The organism is Pseudomonas sp. GW456-12-1-14-TSB6 (genome assembly GCF_059424205.1).
On record NZ_JBWKZE010000019.1, the window covers coordinates 96,399 to 116,436 of the forward strand.

Consider the following 20,038-nt stretch of genomic DNA (forward strand, 5'->3'; position numbering starts at 1 on the left):
TTGTATCGCTCATGGCTGTTCCTTGCGGGCCTGCTCCAGGCCGGAGTCGATCAGGTTCAGGTATTCCTGGCGGAAAACCTCGATGTCGTGCTGTTCCTGCAAATAGCGGTAGGCCTGCTCGCCCTTGGCCTTGAGCTCGTCATCCGACAGCGCGAGGTAGGTGTCCAGCGCCGCCACCAGGCTCGGTACGTCCTTGGGGGTGATAGACAGGCCACCGGCACCTTCGATCAGCGGCAGCATGGCCGGCACGTTCGAGGCGATCACCGGCAGGTGCCCGCTCATGCCTTCCAGCAAGGCCAGGCCCAGACCTTCGGCCAGCGACGGCATGGTCCAGATATCGAACGCGCGCACGTATTGCAGGGCGTTTTCCTTGAAGCCCAGCAGGTGCGCCCGGCCGCTCAGTCCCAACTGTTCGATCTCGGCGGCCAGAGGCGCCTGCAGGCGTCCGGCACCGATGATGGCCAGCTGGGTGTTCGGGTATTTTTCCTTGAGTTGGGCGAAGGCCTGCAACAGGTAAGTGTGGCCCTTGACCGACACCAGCCGCCCCAGCGCACCGATCAGGCGCACCTTCGGATCGATCCCCAGCAATTCGCGCGCACGTTCGCGGCTGTGCTGCAAACCCTCGGCCTGCTCGATGTCGATGGCATTGGTGATCGCGTACGTGTTCTGGTCAGTGAAACCGCAATCGCAGTCCAGCAGGTACTGTTTGACCGCCGGCGAAACGCCGACGAAACGCCAGTGGCGGTCGATCAGGCGCTGAGTCTGGCGACGACGGTAGAAGCGGTCGTACTCGCCGAAGCCGTGAGAAATACCGATGCACAACGGCACCTTCAACCAGCGGTTGAGCGTCAGCATCATGTTCACCGGTTTGAAGCGGTTGCAGATCACCACGTCGAACTTTTCCCGGCGGCAGAACTTGTACAGCTGCCACATCGCCCGCAGGCGCATGCCTTTGAGGGACTTGTCGGAAAACTCGAAATACACCGAACGGTCGGCACGGCTGACCGCCTCGCCCGGTCCGGGTTTACCGCGCAGGAAGGCGGCGGTCACTTCGTAACGATCGGTCGGCAGCGCCTTGACGATTTGCTCGGCAAGGTCGGCGAAATCATGGGATTTGACGTTGTAATCGGGCTGCAGCTGCAGCACCTTTGCGCGTTGACTCATACCTCTCCCCGGTGCGATCCCGTCGCGCCTGTTTCGCTCTGCTTCAGTACCCAGAACAACTCCTGGCGTCTGACCGCTTTGCGGAAAAATTCGTTCTCGCCGTAGACCGATGGACGCCGACCAGCCAGCAGTCGCTGAAACAGCCGGCGCAGGCGACGCTTGAACGGCGCCGGTGGCTGCAGGTCATGCATCATGCCCAGCGCCATGGCCTTGTCCCGCTGCAGTTCGATCGACAGCGGCAGGCACAGCGGCTGCATCGCGAGGGTCGCATCGAACGTCGGCGGCAGGGCAATGCCCTGCCCGCTGTCGCCCATCGGCCAACGGTCGTTGTCATGCAAATGGTTGGCGTAACCGAGCAGCGTCGGTTGGTAATCGAGACCGCGCAAGGCTTCCAGCACCGCCTCTTGGGCGCAGATATGGTCGGGATGCGGATCGAGCGTTGGGTGCGGCAGCACGATCACATCCGGGCGCGCACGCAACAGCACATCACGCAGGTCGGCCAGCAGATTGTTCCAGGTCGGCGCGCCGTCGGCATCGCCGGGCAAGGCAAACGGATTCAGCTGACGGAACAGGCGTGTGTCGCTCAGATCGGCTTCCCGCGAGCCAACTGTTTGATTCGGCGCAGCCTGCATCGCCGCCAGTTGCAGGCAGAAGTAACCGAGCTGCACGCAATGCTCCTGCGGTACCCCGGCCCAGCGCGGTACGGCAAGACTGTCCCAGGCACGCAAGCGGCCCTTGAGACGCGCCGCGTCGACCTTGTTCAGTCCCATCTGTTGATAGTGTTCGGCTTCGATCTCGCCGGCGGTCAGGGTCACGATCCAGGCTTCTTTGGCCTGGCTGTACAGTCCGTAGGCGGCCAGTTCGGCATCGTCGGCGTGAGGGGCGATGACCATCACCCGCTGCTGACGGTAGTCCGGTTGCTCCAGCGCCCACAGCATCGGCTCGCCGGAGACCCGGCAAAAGCGCCCGCGCAGACGCAACTGGCCCTGCGACAAGGCCTGCGCCTGCCCGCTGAGGTTCAGATAACGCAGACCGTTGACGCCGCGCTCGAACGTCTGCACATCGGGATTTGTGCCACCGGCCAGCTCGACCCGAGGGTCGAAGAAGCGTCCCAGGAAGCTGCTTTTGACCTTCACGGCGAGGATCAGCGTGGCGTCGTCCACCAGCATCACGCCCTCGTCGAGGCGCAATTGCTCACCGTTCAAATGCACTTTTGGCTGCGGAGTGAACGGCGGAAAGCTGTATTGGTAATCGTCTTTCGGCGAATAGAACAGGTGATCGGCGAACCACGCTTCGTGGGCAATCCAGCCGACCACCGCCAGCACCAGCGGCAACCACCAGGCCACCAGCACGCCGAGGATGATCAACACGATCAGTGCGATCAGCAGGCCGATGCGCTTATTGCGCCGGTGACGTTTGAGCAGTTGCTGTTTGCGGCTCATGGGCTGACTCATACGGTGAAGACCGGCACAGGATTGCACCAGCGATCCTTGTATTCACGGTCGGCGCGACCGAAGGAAAAGCGCAGCGGCTTGTTCAGTGCCCGCGCCTGCTCCCAGGCACTTTGCGTATTGAGAAAACTCAGGACGCTGCCGGGGCTGAATTCACGGGTTTCGGGGTCGACGCCGCCGTTGATGTACTCGACGCTGATCCACTCCGGGGCTTCGACGCGGTACACCAGTTGGATGGCGATCGGTGCGTCGTTGAGGAAGATCACCGAGCCGATCAACAGCTCGCGCAACAGTTCGATGACTTCGGCCATGCGTGCCGCGCCAGTGGCCGGGAAACCCCAGCGACGCTGGAACAGGTCGCAGTAGATCGCCGCCAACTCCGCACTGGAGAAGTCGCTGACCGGCCGCACCACGCCGCCCGCCTCTTCCAGCAGGCGCAGTTCACGGCGCTGGTTGTAGCGAAACTTCTTCGACAGTTCTTCGGGGGTACGGGCCATGGCCAGTTGTTCGGTCTGCAACTTGAGGCCGCTGAAGCGGTTTTCGTTGAGCGCCGACAGGTAGCGTCCGCGATGGCGCAGCGGGGCCTGGGCATCAACGGCGGCCGGCAGGATCAGCTCGGCGTTGCCCAGGTCGAACAAGCCTTTCTTGCCGTTGCGCTTGAGCACGTCCTTGGACAAGGCCAGGTCGCGGCCCCAGGTCGGGATCGCGGCTTTGACTTCGCCCTGCTGCTCCCAGGCCAGATAGCGCACCGGGATGCCGGCCAGATCCGCCAGACGCTCGACGACCATGGGATGAGTCGCGACGCTGCCGCCAAAACGCTGCCAGGCCTGTGCATAAGTTGAGGCGTCAACGGGCGACCAGCCACGTTCGCGCCAGCCTTGAAATCGGTTGAGCATCAGCCCCTCGGTGCCAGATCGGTAACTTGCGGCAAATGCCAGAAGGTGTCGCGTACGGCGCGGTCGGAGAAACGCTCGCGCAGGCGGTCGAACATCATCTCGGCGCACTGACGACGCTGCTGCTCGTCCATACCGGCCAGATGTTTCAGGCCCTGGGCCAGATGCTCGGCGTCACCCAGCGGAAACAGGATTCCGACGCCTTCGACCACTTCCTTCGCCCCGCCGCACGCCGTGGCCAGCAACGGCACGCCGGCGGCCATGGCCTCCAGCAGCACCATGCCGAACGGTTCGTGGTCGGAACTCAGGGCAAACACATCGAACGCCCGGAAGTAATTGCGTGCGTCCGGCACCTGGCCGAGGAACAACACGCGATCACCGATGCCCAGTTCACGGGCCAGTTCCTTGAGGTCTTGTTCCAGACGCCCTTTGCCGAGAATCACCAGTTGGCTGTTGGCCGGCAGACCGGACAATGCCGCAGCAAAACCGTGCAGCAGCGTGGCCTGATCCTTGTCCGGGTGCAGACGACCGACGTTGCCGACAATGAACGCATCCGCTGACAGACCGAGGGTCTCGCGGGCTTCACGGGCCGACACCTGACTCATCTGCAACGCCGAGACATCGATGCGGTTGTAGAGGGTCTGGATGCGCGCCGCCGGCCATTTCGGCAGGCAACGGCGCATGTCGTCGCGCACTGCATCGGACACGCCGAGCAGGCTCAAACGCTTGCGGAAAATCTGCGCAAAGAGTTTGCGCGAGCCGCGTTTGTAATCGCCAAACGCGTGATGCACGCCAATCACCGGCAGCGAAGTGCCGAGCAAGGCGATGTAGATCGGCTTGAAGCGATGGGCGATGCAGAAACTGAAATTGCGTGAAGCGGCGATCTTGCGCAGATCGCCGATGGCGCCCAGCTTCAAGCCACGAATGGCCTTGGAGCTGTATTCCATGAACAACACTTCATCGGAGGCGCAGGCTGCGGCCACCTCGCTATCGGCAGCCCCGGTCAAAAAGACCGTGGTGACCCGATAACCGGTGCCCGCGAACAGGCTGGCGTACTGCCGCGCGCAGTCGAGGAACGGCCCGTCATAGCCGTGACAGAACTGCAGCACATGGCGTTCAGCCGAGCGTGTCATAAGCGTTTGCGCCTTCTTTGACCACCAGGATGTCTTCCATGATCAGGTACTGCAGATCCGAGCCGAAGAACATGTTCAGGGCATCGGTCGGCGAGCAGATCATCGGTTCACCGCGGCGGTTGAGCGAGGTGTTCAGGGACACGCCGTTGCCGGTCAGCACTTCCAGCGCCTTCATCATGTCGTAGTAGCGCGGGTTGTATTCGCGCTTGAGCACCTGGGCCCGGGACGTACCGTCTTCGTGGACGACTTCCGGCACGCGGGTCTTCCACTCTTCCGCCACTTCGAAGGTGAAGGTCATGAACGGTGCCGGGTGATCGATCTTGATCATCTGCGGCGCAACGGTGTCGAGCATCGACGGGCAGAAAGGCCTCCAGCGCTCGCGGAACTTGATCTGGTGGTTGATGCGGTCAGCCACGCCAGCCACGCTCGGGCAGCCGATGATCGAACGACCGCCCAGTGCACGCGGACCGAACTCCATGCGGCCCTGGAACCAGGCCACCGGGTTGCCATCGACCATGATTTTGGCGATCTGCTCCGGCATGTTGTCGAGCTTGCGCCAGGTCGGCTTGTTCTCGTGACGGGCGCACGCGGCGATCACGTCTTCGTTGCTGTACGACGGGCCGAGGTAGACGTGTTCCATCTTCTCGACCGGCACGCCACGGGCGTTGGACACGTAAGCTGCTGCGCCGACTGCGGTGCCAGCATCGCCGGAGGCAGGCTGTACGAACAGTTCCTTGACGTCATCACGGGCGATGATTTTCTGGTTGAGCTTGACGTTCAACGCACAGCCACCGGCATAGGCCAGTTTGCCGGTTTCCTTGAGCACGTCGCCCAGGTAGTAGTCGATCATCTGCAGCGCGATTTTTTCGAACAGCGCCTGAATGCTGGCGGCGTAATGGATGTACGGCTCGTCGGCAATATCGCCTTCGCGCTTCGGACCCAGCCACTCGATCAGCTTCGGCGAGAAGTAGTAACCCTTGCCCTTCTCTTTATAGCGACGCAGGCCGATCACGTTGGCGTAGTCGGTGTTGATCACCAGCTCGCCGTTCTCGAACGAAGCCAGGCGCGAGAAATCATATTTGCTGGCGTCACCGTACGGCGCCATGCCCATGACCTTGAACTCGCCGTCGAGCATGTCGAAACCGAGGAACTCGGTGATCGCACCGTACAGGCCGCCGAGGGAGTCCGGATCGAAGAATTCCTTGATCTTGTGGATCTTGCCGTTCTCGCCATAACCGAAGAAGGTCGTGGCGTACTCGCCCTTGCCGTCGATGCCGAGGATCGCGGTTTTCTCTTTGAAACCCGAGCAGTGGTAGGCGCTGGAAGCGTGGGCCAAGTGGTGTTCAACCGGCTCGATCTTGATTTTCTTCGGATCGAAGCCCAGTTGCTCCAGACACCAGACGATCTTGTTGCGATAGCGCTTGTAGCGACGGTTGCCCATCAGGATCGCGTCGAGTGCACGGTCCGGGGCGTACCAGTAACGCTTGGCGTACTGCCAGCGGGCCTTGCCGAAAATGCTGATCGGAGCGAACGGAATCGCGACCACGTCTACGTCGGACGGTTTGATGCCTGCCTGCTCCAGGCAGAACTTCGCCGATTCGTAGGGCATGCGGTTCTTTGCATGTTTATCGCGCACGAAGCGCTCTTCCTCAGCCGCCGCGACCAGCTTGCCGTCGATGTACAAGGCTGCTGAAGGATCATGGCTAAGGGCGCCGGACAGGCCAAGAATCGTCAATGCCACAGGGGTCTAGCCTCTTTAGTCTGCATTCAGGCGCGATGCGCCTTGAAAAATGATGTGCCCTCGCACCGGGCGAGAGACAGCTAAAGGGCGGGATTATAGCGTAAACGTGGCGGGAATGACCCTGCGCGAATTGCCCCATGTCGTTCAACCCACAGAACCCTTGTCCATGGGACTATCCACGGCTTGGTCGCCAATAAACACTGATATTCCCGTCCACCGCCTGGCGATAGATCGTGTACGGCAGAAAAGCCGTATCGAACACACCGGACAGGGTCAGGTCGAGCAGGACGACCGGTACCAGAATGCCGGTAGGATCGGGCGGCGCGTGCAGCAGGCAGAAATCATGGGCAAGCCCGCTGTAGATGCGCGGAATCGACTGACAGTAGGTCTTCTGTTTGCGCAGGCCGCGCGTGGCGCCGTCGTCGTCCTGCAACACCGTGACGGCGGTGCCGCAGCCGGACAGTGCCAGGGATAATGCGCCGATCGTGATAGCGTTTTTGATGGTCAAGATTTGCCCTCCGGGAACGTCGGGGCAAACTAGCATCGGGGTTTTGCGAGGGGCAGTTCATGGCTTCCGGAAAGGCCGTAGGACAAATCACAAGGATTTGTCGCCACATGCCTTACCCGAATTCAACTGCAGAAACGTCTTACGCGCTGGCGAAAATAATCACGCAGCGCCCGCTACATCCCTGGGCAAGCGCTGATCAATTACCTGATACAGCGCACTGCTCTCAGGCCAGTTGCGCATGAACCGCGCACGATCCCGGGCATAGGCCGGAGCGAAGCTGCTCACCGAGCCGTGCTGGCACATCGAGTCCAGATCGATCAGCGCCCAGCGGTCTTCCTGCCAGAACAGGTTATGACCCTTGAAGTCGCCATGGCTGATGCGTTCGGCGATCAACCGTGCAAACAGCTGATCCAGCGCCTGCAACTCGGCTTCCGGCGCCGCACCGTTTTCAACATACGGCGCAAAACGCTCGATGATGTCCGGTCCGGCCAGGTACTCGGTGATCAGATAAGCCTTGCTGCGCAGCCAGAGAAAGCGGGTTTCCAGCACTGCCAGCGGTTTTGGTGTGGCAATGCCGAGAAACGCCAGGCGATTGCCTTCGCGCCAGGAATGCCAGGCGCGGCTTGGACGCCAGAAGCGCTTGAGCCAATGGGCAAAATTCTTGATGTTGTAACGCTTGATCACCAGAGGACGCCCGGCAACCTCGACCTTGCCGACACTGGCCGCGCCGCCGGTCTTGTACAGATGGCCCTGATCGAGCAAGGCATCGGCCTGTTCCAGCACCGGCAGCATCGCGGGCTCCTCCTCGCGGCGAATCGACCGCAGACCGAACGCGCCGCGCTTGACGCTGAACAGCGTGCATTCACGACCGACCTTGATCAGGAAGTCCTTCAAGCGCCAGGCGCGCACCTTGTCGATCTGCTTTTGCAAGGCCTCCAGCGGCAGCGCGTGTTCACTGTTGCTCAGCAGGTAATACACCAGCAATTCTTCGGTGAACGGCTCGAGCGACTTGGGCAACTGGGCGAAAAACACCCCGAGGTTTTCCAGCACTTTCTGCCGGGACAATGGCTGGCCGGCACTTTCTGCACAGATGCCGGCGCCATCGATCAGATACAGCTGACCACCGTGGCGCAACAGGTTGTCCAGGTGCAGGTCTTCCTGCCACAAACCTTTGCCGTGTAACTGACCAATGGCACCAAGCGCTTCGGCCAGCACCGCCGATTGTTCGTCGGCCAGCACCGGCAAGGATTCGACCTTGTTCCAGGCATCGCCCAGGCTTTCGGCACCTTCGAGGAACTCGAACAGCAGCCAGCCACCCTCGCCCTCCATCAATCCATCAGCCAGCAGCAACGGCGTGGTCATGCCCTGAGCAGCGAGCAGTTTCACCCCTTCCAGCTCACGCTGAAAATGCCGCGCAGCCTTGTTGCCGACCAGTAACTTGGCCAGCACCGGACGCCCGCGCCACACACCGGCACCGACGTAACGCTGCCCCGGCAACACCCGCAACAGACTGAGCAACTGCAAATCGGCAACGCCCGCCGCATCGGCCAGCGAAACCGTGAGCGGCAGACTCGGCGTGCGCCCGGCATTTTTCAGGTCGGACAGCTGCATCAGCGGGTCTCCTTGCGACTGCGCCGCGCGGTCAGCCGCGTGACCCAGGCATCCACCAGCGAACTGCCCGTCGGCTGATCGAGATACGCCGCCAGCAACTCACGCAATTGCGCGTCACTCCACTCCGGCGCTCGGCGCAGCAGTGGTTCCAAGTCCTTGACCCGGTCACGCAGACCGAACAGCAACGGCCGGGTCTTTTCCAGGTCGATCAACTGCGCCTGATAGCCGTCGCCCTCGGCGCGCAGGAAAATGTGCTTTGGATAGAAGCAGCCGTGCACCTGACGCATGCTGTGGAGATGGCGCGCCAACAGGCCGCAAGACTTGAGAATCGCCGATTGCTGCGCGGCATCGAGGTCCGACCAGCGCTGCAACAGCGAATCGAGATCGTCCCAGCCATCCAGCGCCCGGGTCAGCAGGATCGCACGGACTTCGCCGTTGACCTTGCGCTCACCGAAGAACGCCGCCTGCAACGCCGGGATGCCGAGCTTGTTGTAACGACTGATGTTGCGAAATTCCCGGGCGAACGTCGGCTCGCCGAAGGGCGCGTGCAGGGTGCGGGTCAGGTAATTGCACTGGCGCTTGAGGTAATAGCCATGCCCCTCCAGCTCCAGACGAAACACGCTGCTCCAGCCGCCGCCATCGGTGTTGGGCTCATCCACGGCGTCGAGCTGCTTGGACCACAGCGCATCGAACGTGCCGAGACCGTGGCGTTCCAGCAGCGCACGGTCTTCAGCGGCCAGAAAATCAGTCATTCGCGTCCCTCGAAAAATCTCACCACGTGGCGAATCCGTTGCTTGTCGGCGGCATTCAGCCGGTCACGCTGGCGGTATTGCAGGTAGAAGCGCAGGCGCTGGGTGTTCGACAGGTGATACTTGGCCACCTTGTCGAGACAGGCCAGATCCTTGGTGATCCGGTACTTGAGCCAGAAACCGCGCCAGAAATCGCCGTTCGGGCAGTCGATCAGATACAACTGCGCCTGATCGTCGATCAGCAGGTTGCGCCACTTCAGATCGTTATGGGTAAAGCGGTGGTCGTGCATGACACGCGTATAACCGGCCAGTTGCCGGCTGACGCCGTCGACCCAGGCACGATCCCTGAGCTTGGGATCGTTGCGCTCGGCCAGCGCCGACAGGTCTTCGGTGCGCGGCAGTTCACGGGTGATCATCGCCCCGCGATCGTAAGCCATGCCGTTGCGCTCCAGACCCCACGCCACCACTTCGGCGGTGGGAATGCCCCACTTGGCGAAGCGCTTGAGGTTCTGCCATTCCATCTTCACCCGGGGCTTGCCCAGATAACGCCGCAGGCCCTTGCCGGCACCGCTGTAGCGCTTGACGTAATAGTTGACGCCGTTGAGCTGCACGCGAATGACTTCGGACAAGGGATCGCGGGTCAGGCGCTCGCCCTGCAGGGCAAATACCGCTTCGAGGCTACCGAAATACTGCGCAAGTTCACTGTACTCAGGCTCCAGATTCCAACCCGCCATCAGAGCGCATCCCCGTAACGTTGCTTGCGTGCGTAGAGCTTGTTGGCCTTGCCTTCGAGCCAGCTCAGCAACGGCGCTTCTTCGGCCAGGATCTGGCGCAGCGGTTGCTGGAAATAGCCTTTGAGGAAGCGCAATTTGTCGCGGCGGGTCAGGCCGATGTCCAGTGCGGAAAAGTACAGTGCCGCCAGGTCCTTGTTGCGCCAGCGCTGGGTGATCGCCGGGCGGGTCTGGGCACGGTGCAGGTCGATCACCGAGAGTTTGAAGTCTTCCGGGGTGATCGGTTTGTCGGTGTGCAGCAGAAAGTGGCAGATGTAGCAATCGCGGTGGTTGACCCCGGCGCGGTGCATCATGCCGGTCATGCGCGCGACCTCGGCGATCAGCGCCCGCTTGAGTTTCGGCTCCGGCGGTTGCTTGACCCAGTCGATGCTGAAGTCTTCAAGACTGATGGTCGGCGCCAGCTCTTCGGTGACGATGAACGAATGCTGATCCGCCGGGTTGCTGCCCTTCTCGCCGTACGCGACGGCGGTCATGGTCGGCACGCCGACTTCCTGCAAGCGCTGGATGGCTCTCCATTCCTGGCCCGCGCCGAGTACCGGCAGCTTGGCGGTCAGCAGGTTTTTGAAGATCTCTCCCCAGCCGATACCGCGGTGAATCTTGACGAAAAAGCCATTGCCGTCGACTTCCGTTCGCAACGTCCGGCGGGCTTCCAGCTCGCGGTACACCTCGCCCTGCAAGCCCTCGACCTCGGCGAACGGGTCGCGTCCGGCCCACAGGCTCTTGAACGGTTCAGCCAGCATCAACTTCATTTAAGCGTGCTCCGCCAGAATCACATCGGCCGCGTGCTGCGGCATGCTGTAGAGGTCGGCCGTCTCGGCGAAGGCCAGACCGTTGCGGCTCCAGGCCGCCCGTGCAGCGTCGTCGTTCAACATGTCAGTCAGGTATTGCGTCAGTTGCGCCTGATCGAACGGCTCGTCCAGCACTCGCCCGGCGTCGGCCTCGGCGATGTAATGGGCATAACCGCAGACCGCGCTGACCAGCACCGGCAACCCGGCGACCAGTGCTTCAAGCAGCACCGTACCGGTGTTTTCGTTGTACGCCGGGTGGATCAACAGGTCGGCGCCGAGCAGGAAACGCGGGATATCGCTGCGCCCCTTGAGGAACGTCACGTTGTCGCCCAGGCCCAGCGTCGCACTCTGCATCTGGAACAACTTGGGGTCATCCTGGCCGATTACAAACAGCCGGGTGCGTTTCTTCAGCTCGGCGGGCAATGCGGCCAGTGCTTTCAGGCTGCGATCGACGCCCTTGGTCTTGAATCCGGAGCCGATCTGCACCAGCAGCAGTTCGTCGTCCTTCAGATTGAATTCGGCGCGGAAACCGGCGCGAATCTGGTCGGCATCCGCAGGGCGTCGACGATCCTGGGCAATGCCCGGCGGCAGCAGGTGGAAGCGTTCCAGCGGTGTGTCGTAATGCTTGATGAACAGCGGCTGCTGCACTTCGGAAATCATCAGCACTTCGGTCTTCGCGTCTTTGGCAAACACTGCACGCTCGTATTCGGCGAAGTGGCGGTAGCGGCCCCAGCGGCGATACAGCGAATGGCGCAGGTTCTGCGCCTTGTCTTCGAAGCAGCCGTCGGCGGCGTAGTAGACGTCCAGCCCCGGCATCTTGTTGAAACCGATCAGACGATCCACCGGGCGCTTGGCCAGGTCCGCTTCCATCCACGCGCTGAGCTTTTCGTTGCGGCGGTGATTGAAGAACGCCTTGACCGGCGCCACCAGCACTTCGAAACCGGGCGGCACGTCGCCTTCCCAGATCAGGGTGTAGACGCGGATCTGGTGCCCGCGCTTCTGGCATTCGAGGGCGATGCGCATGAAATCGCGCTGCAAACCGCCGAACGGGAAATATTTGTACAGGACAAAAGCCAATTGCATCAGCGCAGCTCCTCAGCCATCAACAACGTGCTCAGTCGGCTGGCAACACGCTCGGGATTCAGACGCGTGAAGCACAGGGGCCACTCGCGTTTCAGGTCAAACTGACGGGCATCCTGCGCGGTCGGTTGATACGTACATTTCTTTTGCAGGCACGGCGCGCACGGGAAATCGCTGCCGAGGTGAATCTGCAGCTTGCCGTAGGCGCCGGTCAGGCCCGGATTGGTCGGGCCGAACAGGGAAATCGTCGGCACATCCAAAGCGGCGGCAAGGTGACCGAGGCCGGTGTCCACCGCGACGCAGGCCTGGGCGCCGGCCAATACCTTGCCGACCCCGGCCAGGTTCAGTTTCGGCAACACTTCGGCGTGTTTGAAACCGGCGGCGATGCGCTCGGCCCGGGCCTTCTCCAGCGGATTGCCCCACGGCAGCTTGATCCCGACGCCGAGGTAGCCGACCCGTTCGGTCAGCTCGCGCCAGTAGGCCTCCGGCCAGTGCTTGGTGTCCCAGGTGGTGCCATGCAGGAACACCACGTAGGCATTCTTGCGCGGCAGCTCGACCAGACGCTCGACGTTGAGGCCGTAATCGCCCAGGCCTTTGGGCAAGTCGTAACCCAAAGCAATCGCAAACAACTGGCGCACGCGCTCGACGGCGTGCTGCCCACGGGCCACCGCCAGTTTGCGGTCATAAAAGCGCGCGGCGATCGGTTCGCGGGCCGAGCCCTTGTCGAGACCGGCCACCGGGGCTTTGACATAGCGGGTCAGCCAGGCGCTTTTCAGCAGGCCCTGAGCGTCGATCACCAGGTCATATTTGTTAGCCCGAACGGACTGCTTGAAGCGCTTCCATTCGCCGCTGGTGATGGTTTTCCAGAGATTCTTACGCCAGCGGCGGATCGCCACCGGAATCACTTTGCCTACAGCCGGGTGCCAGGTCGGAATCTCGGCGAAGCCTTCTTCCACCACCCAGTCGAACTTGATCCCGGGAATCGCCCGGGCGGCGTCGCTCAGCGCCGGCAACGCGTGAATCACGTCGCCCAGCGATGAAGTCTTGATCAGCAATACCCGCAAGTTAATGGACCTCGACCACAGAGCCCTGCAAACGCTGCAAGGCATCGTTGACCGCGTCCGGCATCAGCTGGCGCAGGCAGTTGTAATGGCCGAAACGGCAGGTGCGATCGAAGCAAGGGCTGCAATCGAGACCCAGGCGGACGATTTCCACATGCTCGGCCAGCGGCGGGGTGAAACCCGGCGAGGTCGAACCGTAGACCGCCACCAACGGGCGATTGAGCGCAGCGGCCACGTGCATCAGACCGGAATCGTTCGAGACCACCGAGTCGGCGCAGGACATCAGGTCGATGGCCTCGGCCAGCGAAGTGCCGCCACTGAGATTCACGGACTCTTCGCGCAGGCCCGGAATCAGCCGCGCGCGAATGTCTTCGCCCACCGCGTGATCGTTCTTCGAACCGAACAGCCAGACCTGCCAGCCTTCACGGATGCGCGCCTCGGCGACCTTGGCGTAATGCTCGGACGGCCAGCGTTTGGCTTCACCGAATTCGGCGCCGGGGCACAGCACCAGCACCGGGCGGTCGAGGGTCAGGCCGAACTTGGCCAATGCGGCCTCGCGGGTCACCGGATCGATCTGCAGGCTCGGGCGCGGATAAGGTTTTGGCAGCTCGGCGTTCGGCTCGTAAGCCAGCGCCATGAAACGCTCGATCATCAGCGGATAACGCTCTTTATCCAGCGTGCGCACGTCGTTGAGCAGGCCGTAGCGGAATTCGCCGCGCCAGCCGGTGCGTTTCGGGATGCCGGCGAAGAACGGCACCAGCGCCGACTTCAACGAGTTCGGCAGCAGGATCGCCTGGTCGTACTGACCGGCCAGGGATTTGCCGATTCGCCGACGGGTCGCCAGCTCCAGCGCGCCGTGGCCGAGCGGGAAGCTCAAGGCCTTGCGCACTTCGGGCATGCGTTCGAGGATCGGCCGGCTCCACTCCGGGGCCAGCACGTCGATTTCGCACTGTGGGTGGCGCTGCTTGAGACACTGAAACAGTGTCTGCGCCATCACCATGTCACCGACCCAACTGGGCCCAACGATCAGAATATTCATGTGGTTTCCATAAACGAACCGGGGAGGCTTCACGCCTCCCCGTCTCGAGAATCAGCTTAGCCCCAGCTCACGCCAGATCCGCATCACCTGCCGCCGTTCGTCCGCGAACTGATCGCCCGGTATCACCCCGGCGTCCTTCTGCAAGGCCTGCCGGTGGGCGGCGGAACGATAGGCCTTGTAGGCCTCGCGCAACAGGCTGGCGTCTTCGGCCGGCATCAGCCCTTCGTGCTCCAACTCTTCCAGAATGCGGATATTGTCCGTCCAGCGCAGCAACGGCGGGTGGGTCTGCGACCACGCCAGGGCCGCGTATTGCACCATAAATTCAATATCGACGATACCTCCGGCGTCCTGCTTGAGGTCGAACGGCGCCGTGGACTCGAAGGCATTCGCCCCGGTGCCGGCGGCGGTGCTCTTGCTGCCGAGGTTGTCGCGCATCTTGGCGCGCATCTCGCTCACTTCCTGTTGCAGTTTCGCCAGATCCCGAGCCTTGCCCAGCACCTGGGCCCGGACGCTCTCGAAGGCCTGGCCGACATCCTGGCTGCCCACCAGCACCCGCGCCCGCACCAGGGCCTGATGTTCCCAGGTCCAGGCTTCATTTTCCTGATAGCGCGCAAACGCGCCGAGCGAACTGACCAGCAGCCCGGACGCCCCGGACGGACGCAGGCGCATGTCCACTTCGTACAGCTGGCCGGAGTTGGTCTGCGCCGTCAGCAAGTGAATGATCCGCTGGCCGAGCCGGGTGAAAAACTGCGTGCCATCGATGGGTTTCGGGCCATCGGTTTCGGCCTGCTGATCGCCATCGTGGATGAACACCAGATCCAGATCCGAACCATGCCCCAACTCGATCCCGCCGACTTTTCCATAACCGACAATGATGAAGCCGGGATCGCACAGCGTGCCATCGGTGCGCAGTGGCGTGCCGTATTTGGCCACGGTCTGGCGCCAGGCCAGGGCCAGCACTTGCTCAAGAATTGCTTCGGCCAGCCAGGTCAGGTAATCGCTGACTTTCATCAATGGCAGGCTGCCGGCGATTTCCGAGGCGGCGACGCGCAAGCGGTGCGCCAGTTTGAAATGACGCAGCGCTTCCATCTGTTGTTCGAGGTCGTCTTCCGGGATCCGCGTCAAACGCTCACGCAACTCGGCGGCCAGCTCCGGCGCCAACGGCGGCTTGAACAGCCGGCCCTCGTTGAGCAGTTCATCGAGCAGCAGCGGGAAACGGGTGATCTGCTCGGCGATCCACGGGCTGGCGGCGCACAGCGTCAGCAAACGCCGCAGCGCGCCGGGGTTTTCCGTCAGCAACACCAGATAAGCCGAACGCCGGGCCACCGCCTCGACCAGCGGCAGCACCCGCTCCAGCACCAGATCGGGATTTTCGTGCTCCACCGCCTGAGCCAGAAGGCGCGGAATAAAGGCATCGAGACGTTCGCGCCCCAGACGCTGCATCGCCCGCAACTGCGGGCTGGCACGCAGGCTCGCCAATGCCTTCAAGGCCTTGGTCGCGTCGGCGAAACCGCCCTCCTCCAACTGGCGACAGGCCGCCTCTTCGTCCTGCGCCTCTTCCCACAGCGGCAGCCATTCTCCGCCGACCACCACTTCACTCTCGGCGCCCTCGTCCTCATCGGGATCGGCGATCACTTGCGCGAAGTGCCAGGCCACCCGGCCGCGCCAGAACATCAGCTTCTCGTGGAACGCTTCCCAGTCGGCGAAACCGAGCATGAATGCGATACGCGCCTGATCCTGAGCGCTGTCCGGCAGCATCTGGGTCTGGCGGTCGGCAATCGCCTGGATCGCGTGTTCGGTGTAACGCAGGAATTCGTAGCCTTCGCGCAGCTCGCTGATGACCGCTGGCGGCAGATAGCCCTGCCCTTCGAGCGTGCTCAACACCTTTAATAGAGGGCGCTGTTGCAGACTCAGGTCGCGACCACCGTGAATCAGTTGAAAGGCCTGGGCGATGAACTCGACTTCACGGATACCGCCGGAACCCAGCTTGATGTTGTCGGCCATGCCCTTGCGCCGCACTTCCTGCTGGATCAGCTGCTTCATGGTGCGCAGCGCTTCGATCGCCGAGAAGTCCAGATAGCGCCGGTACACGAACGGCCGCAGCATTTCCTGCAACTGCTCGCCCGCCACCTGATCGCCAGCCACAACCCGCGACTTGATCATCGCGTAGCGTTCCCAGTCGCGGCCCTGATCCTGGTAATACTGCTCCAGCGCATTGAAGCTCAGCACCAGCGCGCCGGACGAGCCGTACGGGCGCAGGCGCATGTCGACGCGAAACACGAAACCGTCGACGGTAATCGGGTCGAGAGCCTTGATCAGGCGCTGGCCGAGGCGGATGAAGAATTCCTGGTTATCCAGCGGGCGTTTCACGCCGACGGTTTCGCCGCCCTCGGGATAGGCGAAGATCAGGTCGATGTCCGACGACAGGTTCAGCTCGACCGCGCCGAGCTTGCCCATGCCGAGGATGACCATTTGCTGTGGTTCGCCGCTGCGCCGGCCGGTCGGCGTGCCGAACTGCTCGCAATGGCGGCGGTACAACCATTGATAGGCCTGATCGATGCTGGCGTCGGCCATGTCCGAGAGATCGCGGCAGGTCTGCACCAGATCGGCCTGACGGTTGAGGTCGCGCCAGATGATCCGCACCTGATGCCGGGTGCGCTGACGGCGCAGGACGCGGCCCAATTCGTCTTCGGTCTGCGCGGTGGCGACCGCAGCCGCCATCTGCCCGCACAACTCACCGGGAGCGAATGCCCGGTCGAGTTCGCCGGACTGCACCAGCGACAACAACATCAAAGGGTCACGAACGCTCTGTTCAATGACGAAATCGCTGGCGGCGCTGACGCGGGCGAACTGCGCCCAGCGTTCCGGCGTCCAGGACGAGAAGCCGTGATCGTCTTCCAGTTGTGCGACGGCCGCACGGAACGACTGCTCCGATCGGCTGACCAACGGCAGGAGAATGGCGGGCAGTTCGGCAAGCGCGGGCAGGGTCATGGTCTATCCTTGATCGGCGTGTAAATGGCCGCTTGTAGTGATGAATGAAAAACCGCTACGCGAAGGACTGTCGAACAAAAGTGAGAAATAGCTGAAATTTCTTTTTCTTTGGCAGCCAGCATCAAACTTTCACCTTTTTCGGATGGCTAAAGACCAACCTTAACGATTATTCTCACAACGCAGTCGGAGGCCACAAGCCTTTCATCTGTAGTTTTACTACTCGTCTATACATTCGAAAGGCTGAAATGCCGGATGATTTGTAGTAAAACTACACGCCGCCGGAACAACCTGTCGGCAATCCAAGAATTTTAAATCGTCTGCCCACAAGGCCAGTCGCAAACTCAGGCAACCGATTCTGGAAGCCTTTCCGCCCTGGAGCAAGCCATGCAAGACCTCGATCCCGTCGAAACCCAGGAATGGCTGGACGCCCTGGAATCGGTTCTCGACAAAGAAGGCGAAGACCGTGCTCACTATCTGATGACCCGTATGGGTGAACTGGCAACCCGCAGCGGTTCGCAGCTCCCTTACGCCATCACCACGCCTTACCGCAACACGATCCCCGTTACCCACGAAGCACGCATGCCTGGCGACCTGTTCATGGAACGCCGCATTCGCTCGCTGGTACGCTGGAACGCGATGGCCATGGTAATGCGTACGAACCTGAAAGATTCTGACCTGGGTGGTCACATCTCCAGCTTCGCTTCCAGTGCGACCCTGTACGACATCGGCTTCAACTACTTCTTCCAGGCCCCGACCGACGAACACGGCGGCGACCTGATCTACTTCCAGGGCCACACCTCGCCAGGCGTCTACGCCCGCGCATTCATGGAAGGCCGCATCACCGAAGACCAGATGAACAACTTCCGCCAGGAAGTCGACGGTCAGGGCCTGTCGTCCTACCCGCACCCTTGGCTGATGCCTGACTTCTGGCAGTTCCCGACCGTATCCATGGGTCTGGGCCCGATCCAGGCGATCTACCAGGCACGCTTCATGAAGTACCTGGAACACCGCGGCTTCATCCAGCCGGGCAAACAGAAAGTCTGGTGCTTCCTGGGCGACGGCGAGTGCGACGAGCCGGAATCCCTGGGCGCGATCTCCCTGGCCGGCCGCGAGAAGCTGGACAACCTGATCTTCGTCATCAACTGCAACCTGCAGCGCCTCGACGGCCCGGTTCGCGGCAACGGCAAGATCATCCAGGAACTCGAAGGCGTGTTCCGCGGTGCTCAGTGGAACGTGACCAAAGTCATCTGGGGCCGTTTCTGGGACCCACTGCTGGCCAAAGACGTCGACGGCATCCTGCAACGTCGCATGGACGAAGTCATCGACGGCGAGTACCAGAACTACAAAGCCAAAGACGGCGCGTTCGTGCGTGAACACTTCTTCAACACGCCAGAACTCAAGGCGATGGTTGCTGATCTGTCCGACGACGAGATCTGGAAACTCAACCGTGGCGGCCACGACCCGTACAAGGTCTACGCGGCGTACCACGAAGCGGTCAACCACAAAGAACAACCGACCGTCATCCTGGCCAAGACCATCAAGGGTTACGGCACCGGTGCGGGCGAAGCGAAGAACACCGCGCACAACACCAAGAAAGTCGACGTCGACAGCCTGAAGCTGTTCCGCGACCGCTTCGACATCCCGGTGAAAGACGAAGAGCTGGAAAACCTGCCGTTCTTCAAGCCGGAGCCAAACAGCGCCGAAGCCCGTTACCTGGCCGAGCGTCGTGCCGCACTGGGCGGTTTCGTGCCTCAGCGTCGCGCCCAGAGCTTCAGCGTACCGACCCCGGACCTGGACACCCTCAAGGCGATCCTCGACGGTTCCGGCGACCGTGAAATTTCCACCACCATGGCGTTCGTGCGGATCCTCGCGCAACTGGTCAAGGACAAGGAAATCGGCCCGCGCATCGTTCCGATCATCCCGGACGAAGCCCGTACCTTCGGTATGGAAGGCATGTTCCGTCAGTTGGGCATCTACTCGTCCGTCGGCCAGCTCTACGAGCCAGTCGATAAAGACCAGGTGATGTTCTACAAGGAAGACCAGAAAGGTCAGATCCTTGAAGAAGGCATCAACGAAGCAGGCGCCATGAGCTCCTTCATCGCCGCCGGTACTTCGTACTCCAGCCACAACCAGCCAATGCTGCCGTTCTACATCTTCTACTCGATGTTCGGCTTCCAGCGTATCGGCGACCTGGCATGGGCCGCTGGCGACAGCCGTACCCGTGGCTTCCTGATCGGCGGCACCGCCGGCCGTACCACCCTGAACGGTGAAGGCCTGCAGCACGAAGACGGTCACAGCCACCTGCTGGCTGCCACCATCCCGAACTGCCGCACCTACGATCCGACCTACGGCTACGAGCTGGCGGTGATCATTCAGGACGGCATGAAGAAGATGACCGAAGAGCAACAGGACATCTTCTATTACATCACCGTGATGAACGAGTCCTACCAGCAGCCAGCCATGCCGGCCGGTGCCGAAGAAGGCATCAAGAAAGGCATGTACCTGCTCGAAGAAGACACCCGCGATGCGGCGCATCACGTACAGCTGATGGGCTCCGGCACCATCCTGCGTGAAGTCCGTGAAGCGGCGAAGATCCTGCGTGAAGAGTTCAACATCGGCGCCGATGTGTGGAGCGTCACCAGCTTCAACGAACTGCGTCGCGACGGCCTGGCCGTAGAACGCAGCAACCGTCTGAAACCTGGCCAGAAGCCTCAGCGCAGCTACGTCGAAGAATGCCTGAGCGGCCGTAAGGGTCCGGTCATCGCATCGACCGACTACATGAAGCTGTTCGCCGAGCAGATCCGTCAGTGGGTACCGTCCAAGGAATTCAAAGTCCTGGGCACCGACGGTTTCGGCCGCAGCGACAGCCGCAAGAAACTGCGTCATTTCTTCGAAGTCGACCGTCATTTCGTGGTGTTGGCAGCCCTGGAAGCACTGGCTGACCGTGGTGATATCGAACCTAAAGTCGTGGCCGAGGCCATTACCAAGTTCGGCATCGACCCGGAAAAACGCAACCCACTGGACTGCTGAGGAGAAAC

The 20,038-nt window shown here is 61.9% G+C and carries 15 protein-coding genes; 1 reads left to right on the forward strand and 14 read right to left on the reverse strand.

What is annotated here, in order from left to right:
* Window positions 1-9: 9 nt before the first annotated feature.
* The 14 genes from AC07Y2_RS18620 to glnE all read right to left on the reverse strand — a co-directional run bounded on the left by AC07Y2_RS18620 (window position 10) and on the right by glnE (window position 17,000).
* On the reverse strand, window positions 10-1,164 hold the full coding sequence (locus tag AC07Y2_RS18620; RefSeq protein ID WP_103386575.1) for a glycosyltransferase family 4 protein: 1,155 nt from the start codon (window positions 1,162-1,164) through the stop codon (window positions 10-12).
* Complete coding sequence (locus AC07Y2_RS18625; protein WP_103386574.1) at window positions 1,161-2,606, reverse strand: PIG-L deacetylase family protein; 1,446 nt, start codon at window positions 2,604-2,606, stop codon at window positions 1,161-1,163. The genes AC07Y2_RS18620 and AC07Y2_RS18625 overlap by 4 nt, the downstream gene beginning before the upstream one ends.
* 8 nt (window positions 2,607-2,614) lie before the next feature.
* Complete coding sequence (locus AC07Y2_RS18630) at window positions 2,615-3,511, reverse strand: antimicrobial resistance protein Mig-14 (protein WP_103386573.1); 897 nt, start codon at window positions 3,509-3,511, stop codon at window positions 2,615-2,617.
* Complete coding sequence (locus tag AC07Y2_RS18635; RefSeq protein WP_103386572.1) at window positions 3,511-4,641, reverse strand: glycosyltransferase; 1,131 nt, start codon at window positions 4,639-4,641, stop codon at window positions 3,511-3,513. Before AC07Y2_RS18635 ends, AC07Y2_RS18630 begins: the two co-directional genes overlap by 1 nt.
* Window positions 4,625-6,382 carry a carbamoyltransferase family protein gene (locus AC07Y2_RS18640; RefSeq protein ID WP_007952261.1) on the reverse strand — a complete coding sequence of 586 codons (1,758 nt, stop codon included), beginning with the start codon at window positions 6,380-6,382 and terminating at the stop codon, window positions 4,625-4,627. Before AC07Y2_RS18640 ends, AC07Y2_RS18635 begins: the two co-directional genes overlap by 17 nt.
* A gap of 172 nt (window positions 6,383-6,554) precedes the next feature.
* Window positions 6,555-6,890, reverse strand: coding sequence for a YceK/YidQ family lipoprotein (locus AC07Y2_RS18645; protein WP_039766553.1), 336 nt, complete (start codon window positions 6,888-6,890; stop codon window positions 6,555-6,557).
* A gap of 159 nt (window positions 6,891-7,049) precedes the next feature.
* On the reverse strand, window positions 7,050-8,501 hold the full coding sequence (locus AC07Y2_RS18650) for a lipopolysaccharide kinase InaA family protein (RefSeq protein WP_103386571.1): 1,452 nt from the start codon (window positions 8,499-8,501) through the stop codon (window positions 7,050-7,052).
* Window positions 8,501-9,253: a lipopolysaccharide kinase InaA family protein gene (locus AC07Y2_RS18655; RefSeq protein WP_103386570.1), complete on the reverse strand. Its 753-nt coding sequence runs from the start codon at window positions 9,251-9,253 to the stop codon at window positions 8,501-8,503. Before AC07Y2_RS18655 ends, AC07Y2_RS18650 begins: the two co-directional genes overlap by 1 nt.
* On the reverse strand, window positions 9,250-9,984 hold the full coding sequence (locus AC07Y2_RS18660) for a lipopolysaccharide kinase InaA family protein (protein WP_039766546.1): 735 nt from the start codon (window positions 9,982-9,984) through the stop codon (window positions 9,250-9,252). The genes AC07Y2_RS18655 and AC07Y2_RS18660 overlap by 4 nt, the downstream gene beginning before the upstream one ends.
* A complete protein-coding gene (rfaP, locus tag AC07Y2_RS18665; RefSeq protein ID WP_074689607.1) occupies window positions 9,984-10,790 on the reverse strand; it encodes a lipopolysaccharide core heptose(I) kinase RfaP in 807 nt (268 codons plus the stop codon). The genes AC07Y2_RS18660 and rfaP overlap by 1 nt, the downstream gene beginning before the upstream one ends.
* Window positions 10,791-11,912 (reverse strand): glycosyltransferase family 4 protein, encoded by a 1,122-nt coding sequence (locus AC07Y2_RS18670; RefSeq protein ID WP_074689606.1) that lies wholly within the window; start codon window positions 11,910-11,912, stop codon window positions 10,791-10,793.
* Complete coding sequence (gene waaC / locus AC07Y2_RS18675; RefSeq protein ID WP_039766539.1) at window positions 11,912-12,973, reverse strand: lipopolysaccharide heptosyltransferase I; 1,062 nt, start codon at window positions 12,971-12,973, stop codon at window positions 11,912-11,914. The genes AC07Y2_RS18670 and waaC overlap by 1 nt, the downstream gene beginning before the upstream one ends.
* A 1-nt stretch (window position 12,974) precedes the next feature.
* The gene (gene waaF / locus AC07Y2_RS18680) at window positions 12,975-14,009 is read right to left on the reverse strand and encodes a lipopolysaccharide heptosyltransferase II (RefSeq protein WP_039766536.1); all 1,035 of its coding nucleotides are present in this window, start codon (window positions 14,007-14,009) and stop codon (window positions 12,975-12,977) included.
* Between the two features lie 51 nt (window positions 14,010-14,060).
* Window positions 14,061-17,000 carry a bifunctional [glutamate--ammonia ligase]-adenylyl-L-tyrosine phosphorylase/[glutamate--ammonia-ligase] adenylyltransferase gene (gene glnE / locus AC07Y2_RS18685; protein ID WP_103386569.1) on the reverse strand — a complete coding sequence of 980 codons (2,940 nt, stop codon included), beginning with the start codon at window positions 16,998-17,000 and terminating at the stop codon, window positions 14,061-14,063.
* Between the two features lie 384 nt (window positions 17,001-17,384).
* Here glnE and aceE point away from each other — a divergent pair, with 384 nt between their 5' ends.
* Window positions 17,385-20,030, forward strand: a complete 2,646-nt coding sequence (gene aceE / locus AC07Y2_RS18690) for a pyruvate dehydrogenase (acetyl-transferring), homodimeric type (protein WP_103386568.1) — start codon at window positions 17,385-17,387, stop codon at window positions 20,028-20,030.
* Window positions 20,031-20,038 lie beyond the last annotated feature (8 nt).

What these genes read in the sequence shown, in the direction of transcription:
- AC07Y2_RS18620 (WP_103386575.1), bottom strand. Translation starts at nt 1,164, where the DNA reads ATGAGTCAACGCGCAAAGGTGCTGCAGCTGCAGCCCGATTACAACGTC.
- AC07Y2_RS18625 (WP_103386574.1), bottom strand. Translation starts at nt 2,606, where the DNA reads ATGAGCCGCAAACAGCAACTGCTCAAACGTCACCGGCGCAATAAGCGC.
- AC07Y2_RS18630 (WP_103386573.1), bottom strand. Translation starts at nt 3,511, where the DNA reads ATGCTCAACCGATTTCAAGGCTGGCGCGAACGTGGCTGGTCGCCCGTT.
- AC07Y2_RS18635 (WP_103386572.1), bottom strand. Translation starts at nt 4,641, where the DNA reads ATGACACGCTCGGCTGAACGCCATGTGCTGCAGTTCTGTCACGGCTAT.
- AC07Y2_RS18650 (WP_103386571.1), bottom strand. Translation starts at nt 8,501, where the DNA reads ATGCAGCTGTCCGACCTGAAAAATGCCGGGCGCACGCCGAGTCTGCCG.
- AC07Y2_RS18655 (WP_103386570.1), bottom strand. Translation starts at nt 9,253, where the DNA reads ATGACTGATTTTCTGGCCGCTGAAGACCGTGCGCTGCTGGAACGCCAC.
- AC07Y2_RS18660 (WP_039766546.1), bottom strand. Translation starts at nt 9,984, where the DNA reads ATGGCGGGTTGGAATCTGGAGCCTGAGTACAGTGAACTTGCGCAGTAT.
- rfaP (WP_074689607.1), bottom strand. Translation starts at nt 10,790, where the DNA reads ATGAAGTTGATGCTGGCTGAACCGTTCAAGAGCCTGTGGGCCGGACGC.
- AC07Y2_RS18670 (WP_074689606.1), bottom strand. Translation starts at nt 11,912, where the DNA reads ATGCAATTGGCTTTTGTCCTGTACAAATATTTCCCGTTCGGCGGTTTG.
- waaF (WP_039766536.1), bottom strand. Translation starts at nt 14,009, where the DNA reads ATGAATATTCTGATCGTTGGGCCCAGTTGGGTCGGTGACATGGTGATG.
- glnE (WP_103386569.1), bottom strand. Translation starts at nt 17,000, where the DNA reads ATGACCCTGCCCGCGCTTGCCGAACTGCCCGCCATTCTCCTGCCGTTG.
- aceE (WP_103386568.1), top strand. Translation starts at nt 17,385, where the DNA reads ATGCAAGACCTCGATCCCGTCGAAACCCAGGAATGGCTGGACGCCCTG.